Origin of the sequence: Pseudomonas sp. NY15437, from assembly GCF_048068435.1 — a bacterium.
GTDB lineage: Bacteria > Pseudomonadota > Gammaproteobacteria > Pseudomonadales > Pseudomonadaceae > Pseudomonas > Pseudomonas nitroreducens_B.
The window spans coordinates 295,947-315,077 of record NZ_JBLUQC010000003.1; the positions used below are offsets into that span (position 1 = coordinate 295,947).

The 19,131-nt window shown below is 68.2% G+C and carries 16 protein-coding genes; 10 read left to right on the top strand and 6 right to left on the bottom strand.

What is annotated here, in order from left to right; translation table 11 throughout:
- Window positions 1-12 precede the first annotated feature (12 nt).
- The 4 genes from ACNFIA_RS08840 to ACNFIA_RS08855 are packed head-to-tail and all read right to left on the bottom strand — an operon-like array spanning window position 13 to window position 5,157.
- Window positions 13-234, bottom strand: coding sequence for a formate dehydrogenase subunit delta (locus ACNFIA_RS08840; protein WP_416784140.1), 222 nt, complete (start codon window positions 232-234; stop codon window positions 13-15).
- Entirely contained in the window at window positions 231-3,125 is a 2,895-nt protein-coding gene (gene fdhF, locus ACNFIA_RS08845) for a formate dehydrogenase subunit alpha (RefSeq protein WP_416784142.1), read from the bottom strand. The genes ACNFIA_RS08840 and fdhF overlap by 4 nt, the downstream gene beginning before the upstream one ends.
- Entirely contained in the window at window positions 3,122-4,681 is a 1,560-nt protein-coding gene (locus ACNFIA_RS08850) for a formate dehydrogenase beta subunit (protein WP_416784144.1), read from the bottom strand. The genes fdhF and ACNFIA_RS08850 overlap by 4 nt, the downstream gene beginning before the upstream one ends.
- The gene (locus ACNFIA_RS08855; RefSeq protein WP_416784146.1) at window positions 4,675-5,157 is read right to left on the bottom strand and encodes a formate dehydrogenase subunit gamma; all 483 of its coding nucleotides are present in this window, start codon (window positions 5,155-5,157) and stop codon (window positions 4,675-4,677) included. Before ACNFIA_RS08855 ends, ACNFIA_RS08850 begins: the two co-directional genes overlap by 7 nt.
- 376 nt (window positions 5,158-5,533) lie before the next feature.
- Here ACNFIA_RS08855 and ACNFIA_RS08860 point away from each other — a divergent pair, with 376 nt between their 5' ends.
- From ACNFIA_RS08860 to ACNFIA_RS08890, 7 genes are all read left to right on the top strand, one after another.
- Window positions 5,534-5,899 carry a c-type cytochrome gene (locus tag ACNFIA_RS08860; RefSeq protein ID WP_416784148.1) on the top strand — a complete coding sequence of 122 codons (366 nt, stop codon included), beginning with the start codon at window positions 5,534-5,536 and terminating at the stop codon, window positions 5,897-5,899.
- A gap of 14 nt (window positions 5,900-5,913) precedes the next feature.
- Window positions 5,914-7,308, top strand: coding sequence for a D-arabinono-1,4-lactone oxidase (locus tag ACNFIA_RS08865; RefSeq protein WP_416784150.1), 1,395 nt, complete (start codon window positions 5,914-5,916; stop codon window positions 7,306-7,308).
- A gap of 16 nt (window positions 7,309-7,324) precedes the next feature.
- Entirely contained in the window at window positions 7,325-8,602 is a 1,278-nt protein-coding gene (locus ACNFIA_RS08870; protein WP_416784151.1) for a DSD1 family PLP-dependent enzyme, read from the top strand.
- Window positions 8,603-8,795: 193 nt separating this feature from the next.
- On the top strand, window positions 8,796-9,839 hold the full coding sequence (locus ACNFIA_RS08875; protein ID WP_259755535.1) for an AraC family transcriptional regulator: 1,044 nt from the start codon (window positions 8,796-8,798) through the stop codon (window positions 9,837-9,839).
- A 91-nt stretch (window positions 9,840-9,930) separates the two neighbouring features.
- Window positions 9,931-10,383: a universal stress protein gene (locus ACNFIA_RS08880; protein WP_259755533.1), complete on the top strand. Its 453-nt coding sequence runs from the start codon at window positions 9,931-9,933 to the stop codon at window positions 10,381-10,383.
- 147 nt (window positions 10,384-10,530) lie between these two features.
- A complete protein-coding gene (locus tag ACNFIA_RS08885) occupies window positions 10,531-10,782 on the top strand; it encodes a hypothetical protein (RefSeq protein ID WP_416784154.1) in 252 nt (83 codons plus the stop codon).
- Between the two features lie 136 nt (window positions 10,783-10,918).
- Window positions 10,919-11,521, top strand: a complete 603-nt coding sequence (locus ACNFIA_RS08890) for a hypothetical protein (protein ID WP_416784156.1) — start codon at window positions 10,919-10,921, stop codon at window positions 11,519-11,521.
- 267 nt (window positions 11,522-11,788) lie between these two features.
- On the opposite strand, the gene ACNFIA_RS08895 is transcribed toward ACNFIA_RS08890, so the two are convergent.
- Window positions 11,789-14,584, bottom strand: a complete 2,796-nt coding sequence (locus tag ACNFIA_RS08895; protein ID WP_416784158.1) for an ATP-binding protein — start codon at window positions 14,582-14,584, stop codon at window positions 11,789-11,791.
- Between the two features lie 435 nt (window positions 14,585-15,019).
- Between ACNFIA_RS08895 and ACNFIA_RS08900 the strand changes: the two genes are divergently transcribed.
- Both ACNFIA_RS08900 and ycaC read left to right on the top strand, forming a co-directional pair.
- The gene (locus tag ACNFIA_RS08900) at window positions 15,020-15,430 is read left to right on the top strand and encodes a helix-turn-helix domain-containing protein (RefSeq protein ID WP_416784160.1); all 411 of its coding nucleotides are present in this window, start codon (window positions 15,020-15,022) and stop codon (window positions 15,428-15,430) included.
- Window positions 15,431-15,610: 180 nt separating this feature from the next.
- Complete coding sequence (gene ycaC, locus ACNFIA_RS08905; RefSeq protein WP_024767455.1) at window positions 15,611-16,240, top strand: isochorismate family cysteine hydrolase YcaC; 630 nt, start codon at window positions 15,611-15,613, stop codon at window positions 16,238-16,240.
- 267 nt (window positions 16,241-16,507) lie between these two features.
- Here the strand turns inward: ycaC and yghU are convergent, their stop codons facing one another.
- Window positions 16,508-17,344, bottom strand: a complete 837-nt coding sequence (gene yghU / locus ACNFIA_RS08910; RefSeq protein ID WP_416784162.1) for a glutathione-dependent disulfide-bond oxidoreductase — start codon at window positions 17,342-17,344, stop codon at window positions 16,508-16,510.
- A gap of 251 nt (window positions 17,345-17,595) precedes the next feature.
- On the opposite strand from yghU, the gene ACNFIA_RS08915 reads away from it, so the two are divergent.
- A complete protein-coding gene (locus ACNFIA_RS08915; RefSeq protein WP_416784164.1) occupies window positions 17,596-19,128 on the top strand; it encodes a sugar ABC transporter ATP-binding protein in 1,533 nt (510 codons plus the stop codon).
- The last annotated feature ends 3 nt before the right edge of the window (window positions 19,129-19,131 follow it).

Below are 19,131 nucleotides of genomic sequence, written 5' to 3' on the forward strand. Positions count from 1 at the left end.
CGGTGTGGTCCGCTAGGGCTGGGCCACCGCCTCGGTGAGCGCCGCCCGCACCAGCACGTGCAATTCGCCGTCCGGATGTTCGTCGAGCCAGGCCTTCAGCTCGCGGCGCATGGCCGGGGTCCAGAAGTTCTGCAGGTGCTGCTGCACGCCGTGGACCGCGAGGGCGTGGTCCGATTCGGTGGAGAAGTACTGGCCGATCTGGTTGGCCATCTTGATCAGGTTCTCGGTGCTCATCGACGGACCTCGGCTTTCTCTTCGTGGCGGCGTTCCTTGAGCAGGCGCCGTTGTTCGTCGCTGAATGCCTGGTAGCGCTTCTGCCATTCCGACGGCTGGAACACGCGCACCACTTCCACCGCGGTGACCTTGTATTCCGGGCAGTTGGTGGCCCAGTCGGAATTGTCGGTGGTGATCACGTTGGCACCCGATTCGGGGAAGTGGAAGGTCGTGTAGACCACCCCCGGCGCCACGCGCTCGCTGACCTTGGCGCGCAGCACCGTCTGCCCGGCGCGGCTGCCGATGCCGACCCAGTCGCCGTCGCCGATGCCACGGCTTTCGGCGTCGCTGGGATGGATTTCCAGGCGGTCTTCTTCGTGCCAGGCGACGTTGTCGGTGCGCCGGGTCTGCGCGCCGACGTTGTACTGGCTGAGGATGCGCCCGGTGGTGAGCAGCAGCGGATAGCGCGCGTTGACCTTCTCCTCGGTGGGCACGTAGCCGGTGAGCATGAAGCGCCCCTTGCCGCGCACGAACTGCTCGATGTGCATGGTCGGCGTGCCGTCGGGCGCGGCATCGTTGCACGGCCATTGCAGGCTGCCGTGGCGGTCCAGCTCGGCGTAGCTGACGCGGGCGAAGCTCGGCGTGAGGCGGGCGATCTCGTCCATGATCTGCGACGGATGGCTGTAGTTCATCGGGTAGCCCAGGGCATTGGCCAGGGCCACGGTGGCCTCCCAGTCGGCCTTGCCGCCCAGGGGCTCCATCACCTTGCGCACGCGGGAGATGCGCCGCTCGGCGTTGGTGAAGGTGCCGTCCTTCTCGAGGAAGGAGCTGCCCGGCAGGAACACGTGGGCGAACTTGGCGGTTTCGTTGAGGAAGATGTCCTGCACCACCACGCATTCCATGGCGGACAGGGCGGCGGTGACGTGCTGGGTGTTGGGGTCGCTCTGGGCGATGTCCTCGCCCTGGCAGTACAGCGCCTTGAAGCTGCCGCCCAGCGCCGCTTCGAACATGTTGGGGATGCGCAGGCCGGGGTCGGGCTGCAGGGTCACGCCCCAGGCCTGTTCGAACTGGTGGCGCACGGCCTCGTTGGAGATGTGCCGGTAGCCGGGCAGTTCATGGGGGAAGGAGCCCATGTCGCAGGAGCCCTGCACGTTGTTCTGCCCGCGCAGCGGGTTCACCCCGACACCTTCGCGGCCGACGTTGCCGGTGGCCATGGCGAGGTTGGCGATACCCATCACGGCGGTGCTGCCCTGGCTGTGTTCGGTCACACCCAGGCCGTAGTAGATCGCCGCGTTGCCGCCGGTGGCATAGAGGCGCGCGGCGGCGCGGATCTCCTCGGCGGGTACGCCGCACACCGGGCCGAGCACTTCCGGAGCGTTCTCCGGCAGGCTGACGAAGTCGCGCCAGCGGGCGAAGTCGGCCGCTTCGCAGCGGGCGTCGACAAAGTCCTGCTTGACCAGGCCTTCGGTGACGATGACGTGGGCCAGCGCATTGAGCATGGCGACGTTGGTGCCGGGGCGCAGTTGCAGGTACAGCTCGGCGCGGGCGTGGGGCGAATCGACCAGGTCGATGCGCCGCGGGTCGATGACGATCAGCTGCGCGCCCTGGCGCAGGCGGCGCTTGAGCTGCGAGCCGAACACCGGGTGCGCGTCGGTGGGGTTGGCGCCGATCACCAGCACCACGTCGGACTGCATCACCGAGTCGAAGCTCTGGGTGCCGGCGGATTCGCCCAGGGTCTGCTTCAGGCCATAGCCGGTGGGCGAGTGGCAGACCCGCGCGCACGTATCGACGTTGTTGTTGCCGAACGCCGCGCGCACCAGTTTCTGCACCAGGTAGGTTTCCTCGTTGGTGCAGCGGCTGGAGGTGATGCCGCCGATGGAGTCGCGCCCGTACTGGAGCTGGATGCGGCGGAATTCGCTGGCGGCGTAGGAGACGGCCTCGTCCCAGCTGACCTCCTGCCAGGGGTCGCTGATGTGCTTGCGGATCATCGGCGTGGTGATGCGGTCCGGGTGGGTCGCATAACCCCAGGCGAAGCGGCCCTTGACGCAGGAGTGGCCGTGGTTGGCCTGGCCGTTCTTGTCCGGGACCATGCGCACCAGCTGGTTGCCCTTCATCTCCGCACGGAAGGAGCAGCCCACGCCGCAGTAGGCGCAGGTGGTGATGACGGCGCGCTCCGGCTGGCCGATCTCGACCACGCTCTTTTCCATCAGCGTGGCGGTGGGGCAGGCCTGCACGCAGGCGCCGCAGGAGACGCATTCGGAGTCGAGGAAGTTGTCGCCGCCGGCGGCCGCCACGCGGGACTCGAAGCCGCGTCCGGCGATGGTCAGGGCGAAGGTGCCCTGGGTTTCTTCGCAGGCGCGCACGCAGCGGTTGCAGACGATGCACTTGCTCGGGTCGTAGTCGAAGTAGGGGTTGGAGACGTCCTTCGCATCGCTCAGGTGGTTGGCGCCGTCATAGCCGTAGCGCACCTCGCGCAGGCCGACCTGGCCGGCGACCGTCTGCAGCTCGCAATTGCCGTTGGCCGAGCAGGTCAGGCAGTCCAGCGGGTGGTCGGAGATGTACAGCTCCATGACGTTGCGGCGCAGGTCCGCCAGCTTCGAGGTCTGCGTGCGCACCACCATGCCTTCGCTGACCGGCGTGGTGCAGGAGGCCGGGTAGCCGCGCATGCCGTCGATTTCCACCAGGCACATGCGGCACGAGCCGAAGGCCTCCAGGCTGTCGGTGGCGCAGAGTTTGGGAATGGTGGTGCCGAGCATCGCGGCGGCGCGCATCACCGAGGTACCGGCGGGCACGCTGATGGTGCGGCCGTCGATGCTCAGACTGACCTGCACGTCGCTGTCGCGTTCCGGCGTGCCGAAGTCGAGGTTGCTGGTGTTGCCAGCGGACGTGGAGGGATCGAAATAGTTGATCACTGGTCGGCCTCCGAAGTCGCCAGACCGAAGTCGGCGGGGAAGTGCTTGAGGGCGCTGGCCACGGGGAAGGCGGTCATGCCGCCGAGGGCGCAGAGCGAGCCGTATTGCATCGTGTCGCAAAGGTCTGTCAGCAGCCGCGCCTGTTCTTCGCGGGCGCCGATATCGGTGGCGGCGATCAGCCGGTCCACCACCTCCACGCCGCGGGTCGAGCCGATGCGGCAGGGCGTGCACTTGCCACAGGATTCCTCGGCGCAGAACTGCAGGGCGAAACGCGCCATGCGTGCCATGTCCAGGCTGTCGTCGGCGACCACCACGCCGCCGTGGCCGAGCATGGCGCCGACGGCGGCGAAGGCTTCGTAGTCCAGCGGGGTGTCGAATTGCGACGGCGGCACCCAGGCGCCCAGCGGGCCGCCGACCTGTGCGGCCTTGAGCGGGCGGCCGCTGGCGGTGCCGCCGCCGTAGCCTTCCACCAGCTCGCGCAGGGTCAGGCCGAAGGCGCGTTCCACCAGCCCGCCATGGCGAACGTTGCCGGCCAGCTGGAAGGGCATGGTGCCCAGCGAGCGGCCCATGCCGAAGTCGCGATAGAACGGCGCGCCCTTGGCCAGGATGACCGGCACCGACGCCAGGGTGAGTACGTTGTGCACCAGCGTCGGCTGGCCGAACAGGCCTTGCAGCGCCGGCAATGGCGGCTTGGCGCGGACCACGCCGCGCTTGCCCTCCAGCGAATCCAGCAGGGCGGTTTCCTCGCCGCAGATGTAGGCACCCGCGCCGACCCGGACCTCCAGCTCGAAGGTGCGGCCGCTGCCGCAGAGGTCTTCACCGAGGTAGCCGGCGTCGCGGGCGATCTTCAGCGCCTGGTTGAGCACGGCAATGGCGTCGGGGTACTCCGAGCGCACATAGACGTAGCCCTGGGTGGCGCCGACGGCGAGGCCGGCGATGGCCATGCCTTCGATCAGCAGGAAGGGGTCGCCCTCCATCAGCATGCGGTCGGCGAAGGTGCCGGAATCGCCTTCGTCGGCATTGCACACCACGTATTTCTGCGCCGCCCGGGCGTCACGCACCGTGCGCCACTTGATGCCAGCGGGGAAGGCCGCGCCGCCGCGGCCGCGCAGGCCGGAGTCGAGCACCGCGGCAACGACCTCGGCGCCGTCCAGGCCGAGGGCGCGGGCGAGGCCTTCGAAGCCGCCGTGGGCGCGGTAGTCGTCCAGCGACAGTGGCCGGGTGATGCCGGCGCGGGCGAACAGCAGGCGCTGCTGGGTCTTCAGGTAAGGGATGTCTTCCACCGGTCCCAGGGCCAGCGGATGGCTGGCGGGGGCGCCGGCAAGGGCGTCCAGCAGGGACGGCACCTCATCGACCGTCAGCGGGCCGAAGCCGAGCCGGCCGGCGTCGCTGTCCAGCTCCAGCAGCGGCTCCAGCCAATACAGGCCACGGGAACTGGTGCGGCGGATTTCCATGGGCAGCTGGCGGCGTTCGGCTTCCGCCACCAGGGCGTCGGTCACCTCGTCGGCGCCCACCGCGCAGGTGACCGAGTCGCAGGGGATGAACAGCTTCAGCATGCGGCGTCCTCCTGGCAAGCGTTCACCAGTTGGCGCAGGCGGTCGGCAGTGAGGCGGGCGTGCACGCGGCCGTCCAGTTCCAGCGCCGGCGAGCAGGCACAGGCGCCCAGGCAGTACACCGGGCGCAGGGTGATGCGGCCGTCGGCGCTGGTGCCGTGGTCGTCCAGGCCCAGTTGTTCGCGCAGTTGCGCGGCCAGGGCCTCGGCGCCACGGCTCTGGCACGACTCGGCGCGGCACAGGCGCAGCGTATGGCGGGCCGGGGGCGCGGTGCGGAAGTCGTGGTAGAAGCTGATCACCCCGCGCACCTCGGCGACGCTGAGGTTCAGGGCATGGGCGATGTCCGGGAGGGCGTCGTCGGGGATGTAGCCGACGCCCTCCTGGATGGCGTGCAGCACCGGCAGCAGGGCGCCGGGCGTGGCCTTGAGACGTTCCAGGATATCGTGGATCAGGGGCAGGTGAAGCGAATCATCAGGCATGCAGCGCACCTCGACATCGCGGGCGCCACCCTGGGCGGCGTCCCGGAATCCTTCGGCGGCGGCGTCCCGGCCACGTCACGGCTGGCGTGGCTGTTCGGAGCGCCATCGTTCTTATTGTTGCCGTCCGGCCAGGCATCTGCACGCGCCTGGTCCTCGACAGAAGGAAAGATTGCCACCCCCACCGATTAGGGATAGCACTCGAACGACCCTTCGCGTCCTGAAACCGACAGAGGACCGCAACGGCCACCTTGGCCGCTCAAAGCCCCCTTGTTGGCCGGTAATGCCCTCAGGCGGGCGCGGCGTCCGACGTAATCTGCTGGCTACCCGTGACAACAAGACTCCGCGCCGTCGCCGCGCGGCAAGAAAAGGGGAGCCCATGCACAAACCCGCAATCGCCTTGTGGCCGCTGGCCCTGCTCGCCCTGGCCAGCCTGCTCGGTGGCTGTGGCGAGGATGCCGCGCCGCCGCCGCGCAACGCCGCCGCCCTCGCGCCCAGCGACCCCGCCCTGGCGAAGATCTACGACAGCAGCTGCAAGCTGTGCCATGCCAACCCGGCCTCCGGCGCACCGCAGGCCGGCGACGTGAAGGCCTGGCAACCGCGCGTCGCCCAGGGCGCCGACAGCCTGCTGGACCACAGCATCAACGGCTTCAAGGGGATGCCGCCAATGGGGATGTGCATGCAGTGTTCGGAGGATGAGTTCCTCGCGCTGATTGCCTTCATGTCCGGCCAGTCGATCCGGTAAGCGGGGTAACGCCGATGCCAATCCATCTCACCCGCCGCCAACTCCTGCACCGTGCCGCCGTGGCCGGTGCATTCGCCGCCCTGTCGCGCACGGCGCTGGGGGCCGAGCTGGGCCGCACGCCCCGGCTGATTCCCTGGCGCAACTGGTCCGGCGGGCAAAGCTGCCTGCCGGCCGCGCGCCTGGCGCCGCAGCGCCTGGACGAACTGGTGCAGGTCATCCGCCGGGCCGAAGGCAAGGTTCGCCCGGTGGGCTCGGCGCACTCCTTCAGCGCGCTGGTGCCCACCGATGGCACGCTGGTCTCGCTGGCGTACTTCAACGGCCTGCTCGGCCATGACGCCGCCACGCTGCAGGCGGAATTCGCCGCCGGCACGCCGATGTCGCTGATGGGCGCCGCGCTGAAGGACATCGGCCAGGCGCTGCCGAACATGTCCGACATCGACTACCAGACCCTGGCCGGGGCGATCTCCACCTCGACCCATGGCACGGGCGTGGGCTTCGGCTCCTATTCCTCCCGCGTGGTCGGCCTGCAGCTGGTGACCGCCAGCGGCGAGGTGCTGGATTGCGACGCCCAGCGCCATCCCGAGGTGTTCAACGCCGCGCGGGTGTCGCTGGGCGCCTTCGGTGTCGCCACCCGCGTACGCCTGCAGAACCGCGCGGCGTTTCGCCTGCACGAGCGGCAGTGGGTCGCCCGCACCGAAGAGTTGCTAGAGGACGTGGAGAAGAACACCCGCGAGAACCAGCACTGGGAAATGCAGGTCATGACCCACTCCGACTACGCGCTGTCCATCGCCCTGAACGAAACCCAGGACCCGGCCACGCCACCGCTGGACCCGGCCGAGGAGGGCGGCAACCAGTTCGTCAGCCTCATCGAGGGCCTGGACAAGTACGGCAGCGACTTCCCCGCCGCGCGGCGCTTTCTGCTCAACAGCCTGCGCCACGTCGCCAGCTTCGATGACCGTGTCGGCGACTCCTACGAGATATTCGCCAACGTGCGTAACGTGCGCTTCAACGAGATGGAATATTCGGTCCCGGCCGAACACGGCCCGGCCTGCCTGCGCGAGATTCTCGCGCTGATCAACGACAAGGACCTGCGCACCTGGTTCCCCATCGAGTACCGCTACGTGAAGGCCGACGACATCCCCCTGAGCATGTTCGAGGGCCGCGACAGCTGCTCGATCTCGGTGCACCAGCACTACAGCATGGACCACCACAACTTCTTCGCCGCCGTCGAACCGATCTTCTGGAAGTACGCCGGGCGCCCGCACTGGGGCAAGCTGCACACCCTCAACGCGCGCACCCTGCAACCGCTGTACCCGCGCTGGAGGGAGTTCACCGAGGTGCGCCGCGAACTGGACCCGCAGGGCAAGTTCCTCAACGCCCACCTGTCGTCGATCCTCGGCGTGGCCTGACAAGGAAGCACAGAGCATGAAACGACGCACGTTCATCGTTGGCGCGGCCGGGGCGGGCGTGTTGCTAGCCGGTTTCGGCGCCTGGATGCGCCCGGGCGACCATGGCGCCCCGTACGACGACTACTTCGCCCGGCTCAACCGCGAGCTGCGCGAGCACGGGCCGATGCGCCCGGTGATGCTGATCGACCTCGACCGCCTGGACCACAACGTCGACGTAGTGATGCAGTCGGTGGCCCGCACCGGCAAGCACTTGCGCGTGGTGGAGAAGTCCCTGCCGTCGCCGCAGTTGCTCGACTACATCGCCAGGCGTGCCGGCACCCGGCGGATGATGTCGTTCCACCAGCCGTTCCTCAACCACGATGCCGAGCGCTTCCCCGATGCCGATCTGCTGCTGGGCAAGCCGCTGCCGGTGGGCTCGGCGCAGCAGTTCTACGATAACCTGCGCGGCCCGTTCGACCCGACCCGCCAACTGCAATGGCTGCTCGATACCCCCGAGCGCCTGCAGCAATACCTGGCGTTGGCCCAGGGGCGTAACACCCGGCTGCGGATCAATATCGAGCTGGACGTCGGCCTGCACCGCGGCGGGGTGGCCGACCACGACACCCTGGACCGGATGCTCCGGATCATCGGCGCCAACCCGCAGCACCTGGAGTTCGCCGGCTTCATGGGCTACGACCCCTTCGTCGGCATGGGCGTACCCGAGGTCCTGGCCTCCTCGGACGAGCTGTTCGCCAGGGTGATGACGCTCTATGACGGCTTCGTCGATTACGCCCGCACCCGCCATGCGCCGCTGTGGAACCCGGGGCTGACGCTCAACACCGCTGGCAGCCCGAGCTACCGGATGCATGAGCACGAGCGCACCAGCACCGAGGTATCGGTGGGCTCGGCGCTGGTCAAGCCGACCCATTACGACCTGCCCTCGCTGGTGGAGCACCAGCCTGCAGCCTTCATCGCCACGCCGGTGATCAAGAGCACCGGCCCGGTGCGGATTCCGGCCCTGGACGACCGGTCGAAAGTGCTTTCCTGGTGGGACCCGAACCTGCGCGAGACCTTCTTCGTCTACGGCGGCAACTGGATGGCCGAACCCGAATCGCCCCGGGGCCTGCAGTTCAACGGCCTGTACGGGCGCAGCTCGAACCAGGAGATGGTCAACGGCTCCAGCGCCGTGGGCCTGGCGGTGGACGACCAGGTGTTCCTGCGCCCCACCCAGTCCGAGTCGATCCTGCTGCAGTTCGGCGATCTGCTGGCGGTGCGCGGGGGCCGTATCGTCGAGCAGTGGCCGGTCTACAGCTGAGCGGCCCTGTGGCGGGGCACTGACGCGGGGGCCGTCGGCGGCCTGCGGGTCGCTCTGGCGCGGGGCCTGGCGAGGTGGTTGAAATATTCTGTTACGCCCGCTCTTGGCGGGCCTGCGAACGCGTTATGATGCGGCCATCGCGTGCCTGCCACATAACAACAACCGCGGGCGCCCCCGATCGAGAGCAGCCTACATGCCCAGCACAAGCATCGATGCGCCATTCGACCAGGCCCTGGTTTCGCCTTTTCTCCTGCAGACCCTCGCCGAGGTCGCCAGCGACCAGGGCGTAAGCGGCGAACGCCTGTGCCGTGGGCTGGGCTTCACCGTCGAGGAACTGCAGGACCCGGCGCAGCGCGTCTCGTACCGGCAGACGGTGGCGATGATCCAGCGTGCGCTGGCGGCGATTCCCGACCGCGGCCTGGGCCTGTGGGTCGGGCACCGCAACGTGCTCGGCACCCTCGGCCTGCTGGGGCACGTGCTCTCCCTGTGCCGGACCCTGCGCGACGCCTTCGAGGTCGGCCGGCGCTTCCAGCACACCACCGGCGGCATCGCCCTGTGCAGCCTGGTGGAGGGGCCGCAGGAAAGCTTCATCGAGGTCGAGTGCCGGCTGCCCTACGCGGACATCCAGGTGTTCGCCGTGGAGGAGTTCTTCGCCAGCCTGCTGGTCTACAACCGCAGCCTGATCGGCCCGCAGTTCCAGCCGCTGCGCTTCGAGTTCACCCATGCCGCGCCGGTCTACGAGGCCGAGTACCGGCGTCTGCTCGGGCCCGACCTGCGGTTCGGCTGCCTGCACAACCGCGTGGCCATCGCCAGCCACTGGCTGGACGTGCAACTGCCCAGCCACCACCCGGTCGCCTTGCGCCAGGCGCTCAACCTACTGGAGATGGAAGCCGCCCAGGTGCAGCACAAGACCGACCTGCTGGATGCGGTGGAGCGCGCCATCGCCCGCGACCTGGCCCACGGCAGCCCGATCGACAAGGTCGCCGGCGAGCTGAACATGAGCAGCCGCACCCTGCGCCGTCGCCTGAGCGAGCACGGCATGACCTTCGACGCCTTGCAGGAACAGGTGCGCCGCGCCCGCGCCATGAGCCTGCTGAACAACCCGGAGATGCCCATCGAGCGCATCGCCGAGGCGCTGGGCTACAGCGACGTGCGCGGTTTCCGCCGGGCCTTCAAACGCTGGACCGGGCGAAGCCCGTCCGCCTGTCGCGAGGACGGCGCGGCCCTGGCCCAGTGAGCCGCGACGGCGCGCATCCATTGACGCGGCACAAGGGGGTTTCCCTGTTCGGCGGTTAAGGTTGTACTGCCCAACCAACGAGGAGCACATCATGTACGAGCACGTACTGGCCGCCGTGGACGGCAGCGACGTTTCCTTCCGCGCCCTGGCCGAAAGCGCGCGGCTGGTCCGCATGAGCGGCGGCGAACTGCACGTCATCACCATCGTCGACCGCCCGCTGGGGCACATGCCGTATTACGCCAAGTACTACGATGCCGAGGCGCTCTACGCCGCCGCCCTCAAGGCCGCCGACGAGATTCTGGACAAGGCGCGCAACGTGGTCGCCGAGTACGCCGTGCCCGCCACCTACCAGCGGGTCAGCCTGGAAACCACCGGGGAGGAGGTGGCCGACCGCATCGAGGCCGAGGCCGAGGCGGTCAAGGCCGATGCCATCGTCATGGGTACCCATAGCCGCCGCGGCGTTCACCGGCTGATGCTGGGCAGCGTGGCCGAAGGGGTGCTGCATTCCAGCAGGCGCCCGGTGCTGCTGGTGCGCGATCACTGACCTGCGCAGTCGGCTGCGTGGCGCCCCTGGCGCACAGCCGCAGCCGGCAGTGCCTTTCGTCGAACCACCCCGCGCGGCCAGCGGCAGGCCGGCGGGAAATCGGCTGTACTGGATAATCCCGATCCCTGCGTTGCAGGAGGTAATGCCATGCGCCGTTCCCTCTTCACTGCGATTCTGGCGGCGGCCTTCCTCGTCGCCTCGGCCGGTACCACCTGGGCGACGGAGCAGGGCAACCAGCGTCGCCAGGCGCGCGACGTGCGTCAGGAAACCCGCCAGGACGCCCGCCAGACCAAGCAGGACTGCCGCGCCGCCGACCAGCAGTACAACGCCCAGTGCCGCCAGGACAAACGCCAGACCAAGCAACAGGGGCGCGAGACCGCGCGCGACATCAAGTACTGATGCGCCAGGGCGCGACGCGCCGCACGGCGGATAGCCGGGCAACTGCTACGCTCGGAGCGACAGCGCTGCCGTGAGGCAACGGCCTTTCCTGCCGCCTGAACCCGTTTGCCAACACCCTGATGCAAGGAGTCGCCTGATGAGTGTGTCCCGTTGGATCTGCCTGTCCCTCGCCGCTGGCGTGCTGGTCGGCTGCCAAAGCCAGAAGAACGATGAGCTGAGCTACCAGTACGACAGCACCGAATCGGTTGCCAAGGGCGTGCCCGGCGGCGCGATGACCGAGACGGAGGAGATGCAGGCCAGCGTCACCGCCGTCGACCGTGCCAAGCGCACCTTCACCCTCACGGATGACCACGGCAACAGCCGTACCCTCCAGGCCCCGCCGGAAATGCGCAATTTCGACCAGCTCAAGGTCGGCGACCGCGTCCGCGCCATCGTCGCGCTGGAGCGCCTCGTCTACCTGCGCGAACCGGGCCAGGCCGCCGGCAACGGCGCGGCCGGCCTGCTGGCTACTGCGCAGCCGGGCAACAAGCCGGGCATGCTCGCCGCCGATTCGGTGGAGATCACCGCCACGGTCAAATCCCTGGACGCCGCCACGCGCACCGCGACCCTGCAGTTCGCCGACGGCAGCCAGCACACCGTCAAGGTCCGTCCGGACGTGGTGATGAAGCCTGAATACGTCGGCCGCCAATTGGTGATGCGGGTGACCTCGGCCGTGGCGGTCAACGTGCAGCCGCAGTAGCGCATCCGTCTGCGCCTGGGCCTGACCCGGCGCGCTGGCAACCTGGCGCGCTCGCCGGGTTTTTGAAGTTGTGCGGGAGTGGTTGCTGTTAGGCATGCGCTGGGATGCGCGGATAACGTCCGTCCCGGCGCAAGCAATATGTAGGAGCGGGCCATGCCCGCGATCGCGCGCATGGCGCGCTCCTACAGGGAGAGGAGCGGGGCAGAGCGCTCGCCCCGCCACGATGCCTCCGCTCTGTCACTCGCGTTCATGCGGCGCGCACCGACGTCAGTGGCCGCACGCCTCCAGGCAACGCCGAGCCCGCTGCTGGTCCGGCGAATCGAAGCCCTCGGTGAAGCGTCGATACACCGGCGCCAGCAACTGCCGCGCCGGGGCCAGCTTGCCTTGTGCGATCCACAGCTGCGCCAGGCTGGTCGCCGCGCGCAGCTCCCAGGCCAGCGCGCCTTGTTCCTGCGCCAACGCCAGCGCGCGGGTGAGCAGGGTTTCGGCGCTGAGCAGGGATTCGTGGTCGCCGCGCTCGACCAGCGCCACGGCCTGGTTGCGCAGGATTTCCGCGGCGCACCAGCCAGCCGCGCCGGTTCGTGCGCGCATTAGCTGGGCCTGGTCCACAGGCAGCGTGCGGCCACCGAGGGTCTGCACGATGTCGCGCACCAGGCCGACGGCGGGGGCCGTGGCGCCGGCCGATTCGTCGAAGCCCATGGCCCAGGCATAGTGCCGCGCCCAGTCGGTGAACAGCGGCACGCGGTGACGCTCGGCGACGTCGATCATCTGCCCCACGCGCTGGCGCGCCTTGCCGAATTCGCCGTTGTAGAAGGCGATGACGCAGCCGGCGACAGCGAGGCTGTAGGCGATGGAGGCGCTGTGGTCAATCTCGCAGGCCAGTTCGAGGGCGTGGGCGGCCATGCGCTCGGCCTGCTCCGGCAACCCGCGCAGCCACAACGTGCGCGCCTGGGCGGCGAGGGAGGCGACCTGCTGGTCGTACTGCACGCCCAGGCAGGGTGCGAAGCGGTTGGCCTGGCGCTGTTGGCGCAGGCGCTGCAGCACCTCGTCGCCGACGGCCTGGGCCTGCAACTGGTCGCCCGAGTAATGCAGCGCCAGTACCTTCAGGCGCAGGGCGCTGGTGTCCAACAGGTCGCCGTGGCCGCTGCTGAGCGCATCGAAATACCGGCTCTGCTCGGCCGCCTTCTGGTACTGGCCGGACCACAGCAGCACCGCCAGGCCTCCGGACAGCGCAGTGAGTTCGCCGTTGACGTCGCCGATCTGCTGCGCCAGGAAGCGGGCGTTCTGGAAGGCTTCGTCGGCCTGGCGGTTGCGCACATCGTGGTAGGTGGTGTTGCCCAGCGCCAACTCCAGGCGCATGGCCAGTGGCAGCGACGAGGCGGACTCGGCGCTGAGCAGGCCGAGCGCGGCGCTCACATACGGGCCGTACTCGTGTAGCAGCGACAACTCCTGCCACAGCGGCGACGAGCAGGCGGCCAGGTGGATCGCCCGGGTATGCCGGACCTCGGCGTCCAGGCCCCAGTCGAGCGCGGCGCGGACGTCCGCCAGCCAGGGCGCATGGCGCTGCAGCCAGCCCTGGGAGGCTGAGCGTTCCCACTCGTTCTGCGCAGCCTCCATGATGCTCTGGCAGAGCTGCAGATGGCGTTCGCGGGCGTCGTGCAGTTCACCGGCGGCCTCGAGTTTCTCCAGCGCGTAGAGGCGCGTCGGTTCGAGCAGGCGGTAGGTGACATCGTCGCCGCGGATCTCGGTGCTCAGCAACGATTTGGCGGCCAGGTGGTTCACCAGTACGAAGGCGCCGGCGAGGTCCGCCGGCTGCCCGAGCACGGCAGCGACGGAGTCGAGCGAGAAGCTGCCGCGAAACACGCTGAGTCGGCGCAGGCAGGATCGTTCCGCCGGGCGCAGCAGCGTGTAGCTCCAGTCGAGCATTGCGCGCAGGTGTTCATGGCGCTTGGGCGATGCCTCCGACTGCAGCGGCAGGTCCAGGTACCCACCCAGCAGCAGTGCATCGATGCTGCCGTCGGCCTGGCCCAGATGGCCGGCGGCCAGTTCCAGGGCCAGGGGGATGCCCTCCAGGCGGCGACAGATCTCGCTGACCCGCGGCAGGTCCTCGGGGCGGAACTCGAAATCGTCGTGGCTTTCGCGGGTGCGCTCGATGAGCAGCGCCACGGCGGGGTAGGCGAGGGCGTCCTCGACGCTGCCCACCTGCGCCGGCGGGCAGCCCAGCGGCCGCAGCGGCAGGATGTGCTCGCCGGTGGCGCGCAGGCTTTCCCGGCTGGTGGCGATGATGTGGAGGTGCGGCGCGTGGCTCAGCAGGCACTCCACCAGGTGCGCGGCAGCCTCGATCAGGTGCTCGCAGTTGTCGATGACCAGCAGCATCTGCCGGTCAGCGACCTGGCGGCAGATGCGCTCCAGCGATTCGCCCGCCAGCCCCGGAATGCCCAGGGCGCCGGCGAGGGTGCTGTTCAATGGGCGCGGGTCCTGCAGTTGGGTGAGGTCGAGCAGGCGGATGCCGTGGGGGTAGCGGCCGATGGAACGCTCCGCGGCCTGCAGGGCGAGGCTGGTCTTGCCGATGCCGCCGCAGCCCACCAGGCTGATGCAGCGGCTGCGCGGCAACTCGGCCAGCAGCCGTTGCAGCTCCGCCTCGCGGCCGAGCAGGCGAGTGCGCCGGGGCGGCAGGTTGTGGTCAGCCGCCTGGCCGCCATCGGGCATCGGCGCCGACTGCGCTGAGCGGGTGATCGGCTCGACGAAGCTGTAGCCGCGCAACGCCACGGTGACGATGTAGCGCCGACCGTTCTGGCCGTCGCCCAAGGCCTTGCGCAGGGCGGTCATGTGGACGCGCAGGTTGCCCTCGTCGACGTCCTGTCCGGGCCAGGCGCGGGCCAGCAACTCACGTTTGCTGACCACCTGGCCGGCGCGCTCCAGCAAGGCCAGCAGGATATCCAGCGCGCGCTGGCCAAGGCGCAGCGGGCGGCCGGCGTCGTGGATCACGCGGGATGCGGGGTAGATCTGGTAGGGACCGAAGTGAAGCACGGTCTCGGCTGCCGCGATGGGCTCGGGAATCATCGTCAGGTTCGTTTTCGCACGCTGGGGGCAGGTTCCGCGCCGCCCGGGTGACAGCCCCGGTGGCATGTCCATCGACTCTCTGGTCGATTGGCTTGTCATCATTGAACAGGAATCAGGGTAATCGACGGTACGGTGTTGGGCCACCCTGCGCCCTGCGGGGCTGCGTCGGTGGCGAGCTTAATAACGATTAACGCCCAAGGCCCTGCGGCATTGCCGGCCGACGCCGCGCCTTCGCGCTGCAAGCCACGCCTGGCAAGGCGTGGCGGTTCTCCGCAAGGGGTTATCGCTTCGCCGCGTATGCCGGGGGAGGTGCTGTTCGTGGTCGCCCGATTGGTGTTTTCCCCGCTGCCGGGTTAATGCGGTTTAACCAGCTTTAACTCGCCGGCACACCTGCACCCACGAAAAATGGCGGCAGACCGCAGGGGAGGGACGAGCATGCTGCACAGACTTATCGGCCAGATTCCAGGGGAGGCCCCCAAGCGCGACCTGGCTCCCTGGCAGAAGGAGCGCGCCCAGGGCCTGCTGCTCAAACACCTGGATACGGGCATCTCGGTGAGCGAACTGGCCGCGGCCTGCGCGCTGTCGCGCAGCGACTTCACCCGAAAGTTCAAGGTCACCACCGGCCATTCGCCCCAGGCCTGGATGCGACTCCAGCGGGTGGAAAAGGCCAAGCAGCTGATGCGCGAATCGACCTTCGCCCTGGCGGAGATCGGCCTGCAATGCGGCTTCTGCGACCAGGCGCATTTCTGCCGGATCTTCTACCGCATCGAGGGCATCACCCCCCTGGGCTGGCAGCGACGCTTCTTCGACGAGACAGGCGAATCCACCTGGCGACACGCCGGATAGTTCTTCCTGCCATACCGTGTTGTGATCGTTCTGAAAATGGAACGCTACAAGCAAATTTTGCCGTCTGGTGGAGCAAGGGTGTCGAAATTAATCTTTGCTCCATGCAGTGACGCACTGCACGACGAGTCCAAACCTTCCGGCCCGGCCGGCACCCACTGAAAGCAAATCGAGGATTTCACCATGACCAACGCCACCTACAACCGCCTGGACAAAGACAACGCCGCCGTACTGCTGGTCGACCACCAGGCCGGCCTGCTCTCGCTGGTGCGCGACATCGATCCGGATAAGTTCAAGAACAACGTGCTGGCCCTGGGCGACCTGGCCAAGTTCTTCAACCTGCCGACCATCCTTACCACCAGCTTCGAAACCGGCCCCAACGGCCCGCTGGTGCCCGAGCTGAAAGCCCAGTTCCCGGACGCGCCGTACATTGCCCGCCCTGGCCAGATCAACGCATGGGACAACGAAGACTTCGTCAAGGCGGTGAAGGCCACCGGCAAGAAGCAACTGATCATCGCCGGCGTGGTGACCGAGGTCTGCGTAGCGTTCCCCGCGCTGGCGGCTCTGGCGGAAGGTTTCGATGTGTTCGTGGTGGCGGATGCCTCCGGCACCTTCAACGAGATGACCCGCGACGCCGCCTGGCGCCGCATGGAAGCGGCCGGTGCGCAGCTGATGACCTGGTTCGGCGTGGCCTGTGAGCTGCACCGCGACTGGCGCAACGACATCGAAGGCCTGGCCGCGCTGTGCTCCAACCACATCCCGGACTACCGCAACCTGATCACCAGCTACAACGCGCTGACCGCTGGCAAATAAGCGTCCGCCGAAATGAAAACCGGAGCCTCGAAAGGGGCTCCGGTTTTTTGCTTTTCGTAGGAGCGGACCTTTTCCGCGAAATCTTACGCGGCGGAAGCCGATCTCCGGCCTATCGCGGACGGAGTCCGCTCCTACGCAGGCGCAATGCGCCGGGCACTCCTGCGGGGTCGCCGCCCTCCGCGATGGATGTCGCGGACAAGGTCCGCTCCTACGCCGGCAGCGGGCCGCGCCCGCGATCCGTCGGCAGGGCGACGTCGCGCGGGGCAATCAGCGGGTGAAATCCTCCGCGCTGTGCCGTTCCGGCAAGGCGTCGTCGCCCCAGGTACGGTTGACCCGGCGGCCACGCTGTACGGCCGGGCGTGCGCCGATTTCGTCGGTCCAGCGGCGGACATGGGTGTAGCTCTCCACGTCGAGGAACTCCGCCGCCTCATAGGCCTGGTTGTTCAGCAGCGCGCCGTACCAGGGCCAGATCGCCATGTCGGCGATGCTGTATTCGTCGCCGGCGATGTAGCGGTTCTCGGCCAATTGCCGGTCGAGCACGTCGAGCTGGCGCTTGACCTCCATGGCGTAGCGGTTGATCGGGTACTCGTACTTCTCCGGCGCGTAGGCGTAGAAATGGCCGAAGCCGCCGCCCAGGAAAGGCGCACTGCCCATCTGCCAGAACAGCCAGTTCAGCGTCTCGGTGCGCTTGGCCAGGTCCTTGGGCAGGAAGTGGCCGAACTTCTCCGCGAGGTACACCAGGATCGAGCCGGATTCGAAGATGCGCAGCGCAGGCTCGACGCTGGTGTCCAGCAGGGCGGGGATCTTCGAGTTCGGGTTGATCTCGACGAAGCCGCTGCCGAACTGGTCGCCGTCGCTGATCCTGATCGGCCAGGCGTCGTACTCGGCGGCGCTCACACCCAGCTCCAGCAGTTCCTCGAGCAGGATGGTGACCTTCACGCCGTTGGGCGTTGCCAGCGAATACAGTTGCAGCGGGTGCTTGCCGCGCGGCAGCTGCTTGTCGTGGGTCGGGCCGGCGATGGGACGGTTGATGCTGGCGAAGGCGCCGCCGTTGCTCTTGTCCCATGTCCAGACGCGGGGTGGAGTGTAGGTATCGTTCGCCATCTCGTGTTCTCACCTAGTGGGTTGAATGCCATGGATGCTAACCGCCGGACCGGCGCCGCGTCAGCCGTTTTCCCAGCGGCTGTTGCTGGGCGGACAGTGGCCTGTGCCATGAGCGGACGGTTGTTAGCATATGCATAAACGATATTAAAAATAAGTTGATGCATGATTTGAGATTATAAAAGAATCGCCGCTCAGTCCAACGGCGAAGCTCTGATACGGCGCTTTCGCACCTGCCGCGTTTCGAGAGCCCCATGTCCGCCCAGTCCGCCGCCACCGCATTCTTCCGCCTCGAGGGCGTCGGCAAGTCCTTTGCCGAAAACCGAGTGTTGATTGATCTCGACCTGGAGATTCGTTCCGGCGAAGTCCTTGCCCTGCTCGGCGCCAACGGTGCGGGGAAGTCGACGCTGGTGAAGATCATCGCCGGCTCCCATGGCCACGATACCGGGCGTTTGTCCATCGATGGCGAGGAGGTCCGTTTCACCTCGCCCCAGGACGCCCGCCGCCATGGCATCGTTGCGGTGCACCAGCAGGTGGAGCAGGGCGTGGTGCCCGGCCTGAGCGTCGCGGAAAACCTCCTGCTGGACGAACTCTGCGGCGCCTCCGGCTCGCTGTTATTCCGTCCGCGAGAAGCGCTCGAGCGCGCTGCTGAAATCGCTGCCGGCCTGGAGCTGCAGTTGCCGCTGCACGCTCCCATCGAAACCCTCGGTACCGCGGAACGGCAACTGGTGATCCTCTCCCGCGCGCTCGCCCTGAATCCGCGCCTGCTGATTCTCGACGAACCCACCGCATCGTTGTCGACTGCCGAGGCGGAGCGTCTGTTCCACCTCGTCGACCGCCTGCGCGAGCGTGGCGTGGCGATCCTTTACATCTCCCATCGGCTGTCGGACCTGCAGCGCCTGGCGGACCGAGCGCTGGTGCTGCGCGATGGCCGCCTGGTGGGCGAGTTTTCCGCGCCGCTGGATCTTTCCGCCGCGGTGGAGTCCATGCTCGGCGCCGCGCTGGACGAGGTGCAGCTGCAGCCGCTGCAGCGCGGCGGGTGCGTCCTGTCCCTGCGTGACTGGCAGCTTGAAGAACACAGCGCTGCCTTCGACCTGGACCTGCACGCAGGCGAGGTGGTCGCGTTGACCGGCCTGCTTGGCGCCGGCAAGAGCGAGATCGCCGAGGTGCTGTTCGGCCTGCGCCGGCACCACGCCGGCTCGATCCGCCTCGATGGCCGCGACTGGCTGCCCCGCACGCCACGCGAAGCGATTGCCGCCGGCGTGTTCTTTGCGGCCGAGGACCGTGCGCGCAACTCGCGGGTGCCGGGCTTCTCGGTGCGCGCCAGCATGACGTTGCCGTTCCTGCGCCGCTTCAGCCGCTTCGGCTTCATCGACCGCAGCCGCGAGCGAACCCAGGTTGCCGAGCAGATCGACGCGCTCGGCATCAAGGGCCCCGGCATCGAAGCCCCGCTGGAACTGCTTTCCGGCGGCAACCAGCAGAAGGTGATTCTCGCCCGCTGGCTGCTGGGGCGGGGCCGCGCGCTGATCCTCGACGAACCCTTCCAGGGCGTTGACGTGCGCGCCCGCCGCGACATCGGCCAGCGCATCCGTGCCAGTGCCGCCGCCCGCGCCACGCTGGTGATCTGCAGCGACCCGGACGAAGCCCTGGAAATCGCCGACCGCATCCTCGTCGTGCGCGACGGCGCGGTGGTTGCCGAACTGCCCCGGCACGACCTGCAGCGCAGCGAGATCGTCGCCCATCTCACCCCGCCCCATCCCGCTCGAGAAGAAACTTCGCATGTCTGAAAA